The sequence below is a fragment of the Enterococcus sp. FZMF genome, assembly GCF_030263915.1.
In the GTDB taxonomy this organism is placed as follows: domain Bacteria; phylum Bacillota; class Bacilli; order Lactobacillales; family Enterococcaceae; genus Enterococcus_D; species Enterococcus_D casseliflavus.
In genome coordinates this window covers 350,035-362,695 of the sequence record NZ_CP127160.1, presented here as the reverse complement: position 1 = coordinate 362,695, position 12,661 = coordinate 350,035, and the positions used below count along the sequence as shown (strand labels likewise).

General features: G+C 42.5%; 7 protein-coding genes and 1 pseudogene. 2 read left to right on the top strand and 6 right to left on the bottom strand.

What is annotated here, in order from left to right:
* Positions 1-12 precede the first annotated feature (12 nt).
* A pseudogene (locus QN079_RS01740) lies at positions 13-4,881 on the bottom strand (hypothetical protein).
* Between the two features lie 1,025 nt (positions 4,882-5,906).
* Positions 5,907-6,263, bottom strand: a complete 357-nt coding sequence (locus tag QN079_RS01730) for a hypothetical protein (RefSeq protein ID WP_143142040.1) — start codon at positions 6,261-6,263, stop codon at positions 5,907-5,909.
* Between the two features lie 498 nt (positions 6,264-6,761).
* On the opposite strand from QN079_RS01730, the gene QN079_RS01725 reads away from it, so the two are divergent.
* A complete protein-coding gene (locus tag QN079_RS01725) occupies positions 6,762-7,121 on the top strand; it encodes a hypothetical protein (RefSeq protein WP_289230310.1) in 360 nt (119 codons plus the stop codon).
* A 56-nt stretch (positions 7,122-7,177) separates the two neighbouring features.
* Complete coding sequence (locus QN079_RS01720; protein ID WP_289230309.1) at positions 7,178-7,657, top strand: hypothetical protein; 480 nt, start codon at positions 7,178-7,180, stop codon at positions 7,655-7,657.
* Between the two features lie 24 nt (positions 7,658-7,681).
* On the opposite strand, the gene QN079_RS01715 is transcribed toward QN079_RS01720, so the two are convergent.
* The 4 genes from QN079_RS01715 to QN079_RS01700 form a co-directional block, all read right to left on the bottom strand.
* Positions 7,682-7,939, bottom strand: coding sequence for a hypothetical protein (locus QN079_RS01715; RefSeq protein WP_142966932.1), 258 nt, complete (start codon positions 7,937-7,939; stop codon positions 7,682-7,684).
* A 258-nt stretch (positions 7,940-8,197) separates the two neighbouring features.
* Complete coding sequence (locus QN079_RS01710) at positions 8,198-8,362, bottom strand: hypothetical protein (protein WP_289230308.1); 165 nt, start codon at positions 8,360-8,362, stop codon at positions 8,198-8,200.
* A gap of 34 nt (positions 8,363-8,396) precedes the next feature.
* Positions 8,397-9,356 (bottom strand): LacI family DNA-binding transcriptional regulator, encoded by a 960-nt coding sequence (locus QN079_RS01705; RefSeq protein ID WP_015508838.1) that lies wholly within the window; start codon positions 9,354-9,356, stop codon positions 8,397-8,399.
* Between the two features lie 13 nt (positions 9,357-9,369).
* The gene (locus QN079_RS01700) at positions 9,370-12,660 is read right to left on the bottom strand and encodes a GH36-type glycosyl hydrolase domain-containing protein (protein WP_289230307.1); all 3,291 of its coding nucleotides are present in this window, start codon (positions 12,658-12,660) and stop codon (positions 9,370-9,372) included.
* Between the last annotated feature and the right edge of the window lies 1 nt (position 12,661).

Here is a 12,661-nt window from a genome sequence, read left to right as displayed (position 1 = left end):
ATTTTCCTGCCTTTATGGGTTGCCAGGTGCCGAAACTAGCTGCCAGCTCAAGGTTCCTTGATAGTCCCCGACTTTTTGCTGTTCGACTGGAACGGTAAGCTTGATTCCTTCATTCTGACTTTCTCCCCAGTGCTGATTCACGACGTATGTGCCATTTTCTGTCAATTCCGTTTCCTCGATGATCATTTCCCCACTGGTTATCATCTGTTCTTGACCGTTTGTCACAAAGCGGAAGACATCGGTTAATTGATCTGTCCCATCCGTTAATGGCTGTTGCTCTTTGACCGTCAAGCGCCATGGACTCCGTTCGGACCCTCTCGTATCTTTCACTGCTAGCTCGCCTGTGATCGTTGGCCAATAATCTTGTGTTTCTGTAGCAACTTTCTGCTGCCCAAAATCAAAGTCTGTTGGCACACTGCTTAAAATAAGCTCGCCGGCAACTGCGACATTGACGACTTTTTCTGCCCGTTGACTGCCTGCTGCATAATGGTAAGCCGTTGACACATTTTTCAACAGCTCAGCTTCCGTTGCTTGCTGGATCGCGGCAAAAGCTTGCGGATCGACAGTCGGTGGTACATTTGCCCGATTATCTGCAAAAATCGTGGTTGCTTGGGTATAGTCTGCCAAAGCGGCTTCATCTGTCAGTGCCGTTGCTTCTGGTAAGGTCAAACGGACATCTTTTGCATAGACGGCAAATTGCCGATCAGCGGAAATGACACTTTCATTTTTGACCACCACCAGATTCACGGTAGTTTCTGCCTGATTCTGATCGTTTTCCCCTACGGAAAAAGTGATCGCTTGTTTGCGATAGACCGCTGTTTCTAACGGTTCTTGAATCGCAGCTAAGACCTCATCTGTCAGCGTATCCTTAAAGAAAGGACGCCCGCTGGCTTCGAGATAAGTCACGGCTTGTTCTTTGGTCAGCGATTGTGCCTCTTGCTCTGTAAGGATCACATTGCGGGCTTGGACTTCCGCCTTATTTGAGTAGCGGACACTGATATCGTAACTATACTCCCCATCAGGACTCGTCCAATCAACTGGCTCTGAATCTGGTTGTTCCGTCAACTGCTGATCCGTGCTATCCAGCTTGCTGGATTTGATTTGACCCGCATAGACCCATGAACCGGACGTTTGGGTTTCTGGTGTGAACGTCAATGTTGGCAATTCCGTTACCGTGTAGGGAATCAATAAACGCCCTTTTTGCACCTGCGTCCCCGCCTGCTCAGTTCCCCATGCTTGCAAGGTCAGCGGCGTATTGTTCTCTTTGACTGCCGTTACATTGTGACTAATGGCACCGATCCCATTCGCGACTCCGGGTGTTTCGACTTCGTAGTTAATGATCGAACCTGGTATCGCAATACCGTACCCGTTGGCTGCATTGGTCACATCGTTGTCCCCGATGAAGGTTTTCCCAGTCGCTTTTTCGATCCCACTGAAATTGATTGGCGTGATCGCTGCAGCATTAGCAGCAGTTGGATTTATGGTCAGTACTTGATAGGCACTAACCGCCCCAAACCACGTTCCTTGACTGTTGACTCGAGAACCTGCATCATTGGTCGTCGTTTTCAGCCACGTTAAGTGATCTTTGTCCGTATCTGGTGTGGCGAAATCTGACAGATTGATTCGTCCCGTTCCCGGCGGCGACTCGATCGTCCCTTTGTCTTCTACCGTTAACTTCGCTCCTGAAATCAAATTCGTTGCGGAAGTAATCCCGATACCAGCATCTTTGGAAAGATGGATGTCACCGAACTGATGATAGGTCGTTGCGTGATTGGCAGCAGTCGCTGAACGGCCATTTTTGATGTCTCCCCCATTGGCCATCAGCTTGATACCGTTTGTCACATTCAATTCGGTAAAGTTGACGATCCCCAGACCCGTCACAGCGATTGGATCAGTTTGATAAGAAGCTGTCCCATCGACATTTTCACCAAAGTTCATCTTCACTTGATTACTGCTGTTGGCTACGATCGTGTTCGTAAAGTTATCTGACGCGTTTCCGCCTGAGATCCCATTGATACTTTTGGCTCCTTGAAGTCGCATCTCGACATCTCTTAAAATTTGATTGGAAGAAATATTGGAATAATACGTGGTGTATAAATTCCCGATACTTGATCCTTCCGCCTGGATATTCATATAAATTTTGCCGCTTCTCGTATTGCTAGCAGTCCGTCCGCCATCACCATAGATCGTTGCCCCATTCAGCGCATCTGACCCCGGCTTTGTGTAAATGTTCAATGTAATCGTATTGGAGCTGTCGGTCCCAACGATATTTGTACTGTTAAACGGATTACCGCCTGAGATGTTCGTTCCAGAAGGAAGGGCAAACTCACCATCGTAATTTCTCAAATCCAATGTCAAACTGGCATTTCCTAATAACCGTCCATTGTTCGTAACACCGCCTGAAAAACCATTAGACCCTGTACGCGGAGTACCTGAGAAGTTTCCGCCAAACACTCGATTATCTGAGTTTCCGTTAATGGTGTGGGAAGAAGCGACACCATAAGAGGCACCGAGTGAGGCATTGATCACCCCATCATAAACCGTTACTGCGACATTGCCGGTCACTAATAAGTCATCCCAGCCGCCACCAGATAAAAACCAGTCTACTTGCCCATTATTTACTGTCGTTCGTCCATCTCCGTAAACACGGCGTCCAGTATAGCCTGTTCCTTCTAGCGTATCGACGATCCCAGAGTTCAAAGTATTGGAAGAATTTCCCTCAATGACACCTGAGAAGGAACCACCGTAGGTCCAGCGAGCAACCGTGTTATTCAAGATCGTTTTGGTATTCCCTTTAATATAGATATCCCAAGCTGTTCCTGGATAACCGCCGCCACCAACGATATCCCATCCAGATGAATAGCCTCTCGTTTTATTGCTCGTTGAGTAATCTAGATTTGTCGGTCTGGATCCTGTGTAAGCAATCCCATCTCCCCCAGGACTACCATCCGAAGTGATCGTACCAACTTCAATCGTCGTATTTCCCTCAACATAGCCGCCTCGACCAGCTGCCGTCGAATAAATCGCACCGTTTGAAAAGGAACCGCTGACTAAATGAGAAGTGATATCGCCATAAACTTTAAAACTTGCCGCTGCTTCTGCCAGTGCTGCTCGTTGTTCCGGAGTATAATTGTCATACGTCGTCGTATTCGAAGCCCCCATTGAACTTTGAGTCAAGGTACTAACGTTGTTTCCTCCACCGCCGTTAAAATCACCAATTCCGCCGACGCTGGCACTCGGTCCCGCTTTCACGGTATTGACGATGTTTCCTGTGATAGTACCAGTATTCCGATTGCCACCTTCAAATTCACTCCGACCAGTGGAATAGCTGCTGGCATCAAGGTTAGTCACGATGGCATCCTTAGAACGGTCAGAGCCGATGTTGCCATAAAATGAACCGCCTACAAACCGATTGGATATCCCTGACCAACCGCCTGCACCCGAGATCGTACTGCGGATCGTTCCATTGATGTTGCCATATTGAACGCCACCAGCAAAAGTACTTAAACGGAAGCTTGCATTGGTGGTTTGAATCGTCGTTTCAACATTGCCTGTCACATTGGCTGTATTGGAAGCGTTTGTTTCAAGACCACCGCCATATTAACTGCCTAATGTGCCATTTAAACGATTGATCGTGACACTGGTATTCCCATCAATCGTACCAATATTGGCACCTCCAGCGATCGTACTGATATTACCTACTGTATTATTTACGACAATCGCTGTATTCCCGGTCAATGTACCACCGTTTTGATTCCCCCCATAAATATTCCAAGTTCCTGAACCTGTCGCATTCAATGTGATCGTTGGGTTTCCCGAAAGGTCGCCATTGTTGCTTCCCCCATAAATCGCAAGACCGTTCCCGGTGGACCCACCGTTCAATGAAAGGCTATACCCATTCATGTACATCCTCGTACCACTATAGTTGAGGTTTCGAATCACTACATCAGAACCGAAGTAAATGTCCGTGCCAAGTGCAACCGTGCGACTCCCAGTGGTCAACGTTGTTGCATCTGTGATGGGATCATCACTATGCCCTGTGATGATCAAGCGGCTGACTTTTCCTTGTAGCGCATAAAAAGTCATGTTCGTATTATCGACTGTGGCTGGAATCGTCTTTGAAGTCAGATTCGTTGGCAGTGATAGCGATCCACCCGAGCCAACATACAAAGCCAATTCTTGTCCATTGCCGTTTTGATACATATCAAACAACGCTTGACGAATGCCTTCAGCACTATTGGTGTATTCCGCATATGCTGATCCATCTCCAGCTGGGCTTGGTACAGCGATCACTTTCGTTTTATCGGCTTCTGCAATGATCTCTTTGATCGATTGCTCTGCCAACGAGATGTCCGCCGCTCTTGCCTTAACCGTCGGTTTAAAAACAGCAGTTAAGGTTTGGTTCTCCGTGAGAATCAATTCGGTCAACGCTTGACTTGTATAGACCGTGCCATCTAACGACCAGCCTTCAAAAGCAGTATCATCTTCAAAAACTGGCAAATCACTTTCTTTTAATGCTTCCCCTTTGTTTTTGCTGATCTGAGTGCGGGTTTCCCCGGTAGCAAATAGATGCTCCGTGTCTGTCAGAAAGGTCACCTGTACTTCTTCTGCAGCTTCCGATGAAGCTTCTGTTTCAGATGAAGCTGTGTCAGTGGCTCCTGTAGACGAATCTGTCGAAGCAGGTTCACTAGATGCTTGCACTTCAGTTTCGTTCGTCTCTTCCAGACTGTCGATCGATGAAACGACAGGGTCAGAAGAAGACATACTTTGTTCTTCACTTGTTTTTGTAACACTTTCGGCTTGTGCCACTACCATTGCATATGAAAAAAACGGACCTGATGTTAGTAGAAAAACAAGTAAAGTTGTTAAAAACCGTTTCACTTTATCCCTCCTATCTTAAAAAAATAAACGTATCGCGCAGTGCACGCCCTGTGTTACAACTCTTAGTTTAGCGAGTTGGCGAAAGAGAATTATAATTCTTTTTTTCTTCCATTCAAAATTATGATTATAATTGATTTTTCATAATTCCGATTTTTGCAACTTCCACATCTTAGAGCTATCTGTTACTCATCGATTGAAAAAAAGCGCAAATTATCAGGATGAATCATCGATTCTTTTCAAAAAACTGCTTTTCTCTTTCATAAATCATACAAAAAACGAGGGATAAATCAACACTCATAATTAAATTAAGATGAGAAAAATAAATAAAAAGTTAGAATATTTGACAAAATTCAGCGGCACAAAACTCTTTTCTAACGACCTAAAATAATAAGTTAAAAGAACGCTTCCTATCTTCTGACTGTAGATAATGATAATGTTATAATCAAAAATGAATAAAAAACGTTATTTAAAAATTCTATTGCATATAAAATAACAAAATAAAAATTATTATTTTTTTTATAAATCACTGATTTTGATAAAATAAGCAAAGTTATTTTTGAAATAACGCAAAAAAGAGACTGTGACAAAAGCCCATAAAAGAAAGCCGCAAGAAAGGCTCTATAATTTATGGGACTGATGAGTCAAAATTGATTCTTCAGCCTCATTTTCATTTTCGGTATTAAAAAACATATCGTTCTCTAATATGATTAAATCACGACAAAATAAACAAACTAAGAGGACGATAAGTGGTATGAATGATTCTACAAATATGAATACAAAACAAGGAAAGTAATATTCAAAAAAATCTGAGCTAGAATGAGTTTCATCCTGCTCAGATTTATCTTTTTGCATATTAGCCTCTATTGAAAATAGCTATTATTCTCCAATGACTTGTGCGTATACATCGTTGCAAGATGTTGCCTCTCCATTAGCAAATGATACTGAATAGATGTTGCCTCGACTTCATTTGTTGCAGTAAAGTTTGTTGCTCTTATTGTAATTCCATCAAGTTTCTTTTCCATAATCTAATCTGGTGGAATTGACGTATAATTCGCAATAAATGAATCAATTTTTTCACTTAGATCTGATACTTTTGGAGAATCAATTGATGATGTCGTTTCTGATGAATGAGTTTCATTAAGCAAAGAACTGTAAGAAGTTTCTGTTTCACTTGCTATTAGACTTTGTGAGGTTGACTCTTCGGTTTTGTTATACGAATCTTCAAAGGATGTTTTATGTAGTTTTACATTATTCAAAAAACCATCTATAGCCACAAAGTACTCAATTGATTCTTCATCATCATTCAGGAAAAATGTCATATTGTTTTTATACTTAAAGTTTATTAATTCGGGAAAAATATTTTTTAGCTCATCATCAGACACTTCAATATAAAATCCATTTCCAGACTTTTTCACTGTATAAGGAAAACCAGGTGAATTATAGTCATCATTTCCATAATCGATTATTTTTTTCTTTATCTATTCTAAAAGAAAACTCTCCTTCCCCTCGTTAGCAACACCATACCAATCACCATAGAAGTCTTTAGCTGGATCTACAGATAGAAAATAGCCCCCTACAAATCCAATTATAACCAACAAGATAAACCCTAATATTTTTATACTTTTTTCATAAATACCCTACTATGTTCCTTTTTTAATAATACAGTATAACAAATATTATGCATTGAAAATCAAGTTTGTGCCGCAAAGAACGAAGATTTACTTGCATATTATTGTATTCAACTTTGTTCAATTTTACATCCTTTCCTACATATTACAAAATTGTTAGGTTACAAATATAACTTGAAATATTTTTTATATATTATAGTATGGTATATTAAATTTGTTAGTAAAATAATAATGAAAAAGGAGATTAAAACAATGAAGAAGTTTTTAATTAGTGTAGTGTTTGGTATATCAGTTTTAAGTTTGGGTCAAATAAATGGTTATGCAGATGAGAATGGTTTTGAGATAGATGAAACTAATCAACCATTAATTAATGAGGCAATATCCAATGAAGAGTCTAATAGAGATTATATTGATGGTGTAATTAGAATGTTTGAAGATTCTGATAGTGCTGAAGAGTTCAACGCATCTTTAAATGAGAGTTTAACAGTTTTAAATTCCTATGATGCCGAACAAGATGCATTGTTGGAAGAGTATAAAGCGGACGTTGCCGAATCAGTTGATCCTTTTTATGTTGAACCAAAGTCTAAGATAGGTGCTAGAGATCATCGGTAACTCCTGCAAATCCAGTTTATGCGGCTGCAATTGCTGCATACAATAAAGGTATATCAATGGTTAAGAAAAAAGGTCACAATCAGACTGCTGCTTATATGAAGCACGCCATTATTTCTGCTGAGAATTACTATTGGAATCCAACATGGAAACCTTCGACATATGTTAATAAAAACGATAGCTGGGCAAAGACTGTAGACGGCGAGGAGTTAATGACCGCTTATTATTCTAGACTTAAAAAAGAAGCATTTTCTACAGGTAAAAAATCTGGTTCTTTCTCAGGAAGTTATACATTTCTAAGCGGCCAACTTCACACAGCATTACGTGGGGTTAGTTACACAGTAACTTATAAGAAACAAGCCAATGGAAATTATTGGACTCAAGTAAAGGTTACGGATATATTTGATTTCAAATGGGAGCTAAATGGTTATGATGGCAACTTCGAGGTGGGATTTGGAAACAATTATTGTTATGCAATGCAAAGAGCAGGCTTTATCATTCCTTATAAAATCGAAGTGATCCACGAAGTTTCTAGATAGTATAAAAAGAGATGAGCTTTACGCTTATCTCTTTTTGTTTAAGATATATATAATGGATTTTACTAGTGCACCCAAGAAAAGTATCAGGGCTAATACCTTAAAAACTACACCAAGTTCCCAGTTGATTGATCCTTCTCTTAAAAGCTCCTGTTTTTGGGATTTGCTTAGTCCTTCAACGCCTACAGGAATCCAATTTACACTTAAATAGACACCTATAAGTAACGAAATCATTGAATATATATATAGGATTCTTATTTTTAAACCTTTTAAAAAGTTGATCATCTTAGCACTCCTTTACAAACTATTATATCAGAAAGCTAGCTTTAAATAATTATCGCTAATATAATTTAATAATTTGTGAGTACTTTTTATAAGAGGTTACTTTTGTCCGACCACTTGGTTATATTAGCTATTTTAATATTCCTAATTTTATCATAGCCAACCTTATTACCACCAACACATATTTCTAGTTCATCATGCCCCCTAAATGTGGCCAACTATATCAGGAAAGTAATTCCCATCTCGATCATGCGCTTCAATTTAGATATCTACTGATTTGTTCTTGAGTGTTGCCTGATTTAAAGTTTCGGCGATCTCATTAACATCCATCTGGAACTTTTGAATTGGTTTACTTCTTTCAATAGTTCTTTCTCCATCAATTGCTTTGGTATGTTCTGTAAGATAAAATCCTCCCCATTTCACCATTCCTTTTTCAACTCTTTTTCCTTTAATGGATCAATTAAATAAATGATCCGCCATCCACAAAAGTGGTATAAATATGCTCGTCCGCCACTGGATCCCCTTGGATCGATTGTACGATTTTCTCAGCTGCCACCATGCCCCATCGATGTTTCGAATAGGAGATCGTCGCTAAGCGCGGCTGCACAAAAGCGCCTAATTCCGTGTTATCAAACCCGATGATGCGGATCTCTTTTCCGATGCGATAGTCGGTCTCGCGGACATATTTGTAGACACCGATCGCCATTTCATCATTGAAGGCAAAGATATCAATGGGAAACTGGGGATCATTTGCTAAGAGCTGTTTTGCCGCTCGATAACCAGAAGGTTCCGTGAAGTCACCAGGAATGACTTCATAAGGAATACCAAAGCGCGTCAATTCTTTCGTGCTGGCTTCCAAGCGCTCCCGACTGTCGTAGCCTTTTTCTGGCCCTGCTAAGAGGAAGACTTTTTGGCTTTGTCCAGCGATCAAGCGATCGATCGCCAGCGCAGCCCCTCCTTTATTGTCTAACAAGACTTGATGGATGTTTTCATGAGACAAGACACGGTCTAACACGACGATTTGATGCCCTCGTTGGGCGTATTGCTCGATTTCCTTTGCTGGAAACGTCCAATCCAAAATGATGGCACCGTCCACCATCCGCTCAGGAATAAACAAGTGTGATTTCTTGCCGCTGCAGACGATCATTTCATAGCCGAAAAGTTCCAGCCCTTTCTTGATGCCATCTAGCAATTCCCCATAAAAACTTCCGGCATAATCAGCGAGATAAACACCGATGATGTTGGTTTGTCTGCGTTTCAGTGTGCGAGCAGCCATGTTCGGAACATAGTTTAATTCGTTTGCGATCGCTTGAATCCGCGCGCGGGTTTCCTCGGTCACTTTTGGACTGCCATTCAATGCATACGAAACGGTGGATATGGAGACACCCGCTTTTTGGGCAATATCTTTGATTCCTACCATGGCTTCTCCTTTCTTAACGATAAATATCGATCGTATTGGTTTGGTTTTCGTTTAATTTGGCGCAAAGTGCTGCTTTCTTCAGGACAAGCGCACCTTGACGGTAGCGATTTTCCGCAAACTCAGTGGATATTTCTTCCCCGTTGATCAATACTTTGGGCGTACTTGCCGAATGATAGACGATTTCGACCGGCCGATCAAAGAGTCGATACGTCAGTGTCAACCCTGCTAGCTCCGCTGGCAAGACGGGATCAAGTTCAACGTGATCAACAAAGGTACGAATGCCTAACACATTGCTGATCAACTGATTCATATAGATCCCTGGACCACTAGAATAGATGCGCCAGCCGCCTTTGACGCCGACTGCTGCCTCCTTAAGTTTACCAAAATTTTCTTGGGCTTCAACCCTTGTTTTGAAATCGCCATCAGAACTGCTGAAATACGCATTTGCTTGACGAATCTCCGCGTTTTCGACCCGTTGAGCGATCTGGATCGGATTGATGAACCCAAGCGCTTGCCAAGTCTCTTCTTCTCGACCTAATTTCGCCATCGCTTCGGTAAAGCGGATGTGGGCGTGAACGTACTGCAAACCGATTTCTCGTCCAAAGTTGGCTGCTTGTTCTGCTCGCTTGAAATTGGTGCTGACACCACCCGCATAAGTCGCTGGACGATTCATCAAGCGCACCCCATCTGGAAATTGCAAATGCTCCTTAATGATCGCCACATGATGATCGGCTTGTTCGGGAGATAACAGCTCACCGATCATGCTTTGTTGCATCGGCAGCAAGCGGTATTGGATTCCAGTTTTCTTGTCAGTCGGATGGACCATCAGTTCCACGTGCTCGCTATCTTCCATATAGACAAATCCTGGCAACGTGCCATCAGCTAACATGTATTTTTCAAAGTCGTGTTTGATGCCCTTAGACAGTTCTGTTAAATGTTTGGCATACTCTGGGTCAAATGCCTGCAACTGGCTGGCTAATTTTTTCAATACTTCATAGGTCAAGGCAACGGTCCAGCTGCTGGCCATTTGTTTCTTCAACTTACTGTTATTTGGCTGCAAGGTGTCATCCCAATCGCCATCGCCATAACAAGACAGGTACGTTCCTTCCAAGAAGTTCGCTTCGATATACGCCACTTCTTTTTTCAAATGATCAAACAAAGAAGCTTTGGTCTTGGTTTTCAAGAAGGTTGCGCGATCCGTATAAGGCAGTTCTTTTTCCAAAATCGCGAAATCTTTGGTTTTTTCGAGATAGTCACTAACGACTTTCATTGGCCAGACGATCACATCTCCGTGGCTCTCATCGGCTTTTTGTTTCTCATAGCGATCAAACATAAACCATTGTGGCCAGTTGCCGTCATCTGCAAATTGATTTTCAAACAAATGCTCGATGATGGACGCCACCATTTCAGGACGATTAAGTGCTAAGAAATACTCAGTCGGTCCTTGGGAAACGTCTCGAGTCCCCCAAGCAGCACCACCGTACTGCTCAAGACCATGAGGAGACAGGTAATGAACAAGCATATTGTGGGTGTACCAACGTGCCAAGTGATTGAAGGATGTAACGTCCGCCTGCGAATGTTTCAATTCAAACTGATTCAACAAATCATCGACAAAGGCCGTATAGGCAGTGTCTTCTTGCTGGCGATCTAACGTTTCGGAAACAAAGGGTTCACCAGTCAGTGTGCCTTGGATCACGAAGGAAACCGTCGCCTGTTCTGCAAAGGTCAATACGGTCGTGCTATCAGCAGCGGCCACATTGAAGATTGCTTCATCGGTCAGTTCAAAAGGCTGAGCTGCATGGAGATAATACGTCAATTCTGGATAAGTTTCCGCAATCGGTGAATCCGCTGTTCCTTTGATGGTGAGCAATTGTTGGTCTTGCGTAACAGCAGCAGTCGGTGCGGCTTCATCGATCCCCATCACAAATTGATTAGTGATGGCCCAGGTGTAGGCACGTCCTGCTTCACTGGTGATGGTGGTTGCGATCGTGCGGCCGTTTGCTTTCGTGAAGGTCGTTACTTGAATGACATCATCCGCTGTTTTGTAGTACCACGTCGCCGAATTCAAGCCCATTTCAAAAGCAGATGGCATCGTTAAAATCCGCCATTGATCGCCGTCTTTCAGGTAGATCCGCTGACCAGAACGTTTGACCAGATTCAATGAGTTGCGGCTATTACTCAACAATTTGTTCATGTTCGTATTGCCTAATACGATTTGGGAGTTAAACATCCCCGTCATGTAAACAGTCGTGCTCAAAATGGGTTGATCAACGATCAACTCTTGTCCGCTCATCAAAATATGCCCATGGGAGCGTTCCATCTGTGCTTCTTTTTCCTTCAACACGACATGGTGATAGTCAGGGGTAAAAAAGGAATAAAGCTGTTCGTCAACGATTTCCACTGCTTCTTGCTGCGGGAATCGCTCGTTGATTTCTTCTGTGGAAAATGTCAGCCCTGTGAGCGGTCGACCGAATTTTTTTCGTGGCTGCGCCGTTGCTTGCAACGAGTCAAAGGACAAGGCTTGATACGTTTCTTTCAGCGTTTCAAGTGCAAACTGCGGTTCATTGACTGCCGTCGCTTGATTGGCTTTGACCGCTGCGTAAAAAACGATTTCTGTAGGCGTCTCACTTACCGTCAACCATTGCGTTTGCAGTGCCGTATAGGCAAATTCGTATTGATACACTTCATTGGCTAACGTTTCTTGGCTAAGTGCAGCTGGTTGATTCGTTTCTTTGTAGCTGCGACCGAAAAATTGATAGCCATCCGTCGAGAAGCCTTTTAAGGCTTGGAAGCTGCCCTGTTCCACTAATGGAAATTGACCATTTTGTGGTTGATTTTGGCGCGAGGAAAGCACGATGCGATCCTTATCATGGCTAACATGATGGTCGATATATTGCGAAACATAGGCTTCATTGGATTGAACAGCACCTTTGGCGGCATTACCAAGATCTTGTCCATAAACTAGTTCCGCTTCCCCAGAACCACTCAATTGAACCCGCCAGAACCAGCAATCTTGTGCCAATTGGAAATCAACTTGGTAATCGATGGACTGATACGTCCCAGTCCAAGTCAGCTGTTTTTCTGAGTAGGCAAAGGCGCTGTTAGCATTTGAACCGATCAAGGGAATAAAGGACAACTCCCCCGCCTCACGCAGACGTAGATAGATTTGATTCAAACTACCATCTAGCGCATTTCCGTTCAACTGATTGATCATCACACCGTGACTTTGGATCTCATATAAATCACCGTTTGGTAAAAACGTCACGGTCGTATTTGCGTTATTCATCACTATTTTTTTCGTCATA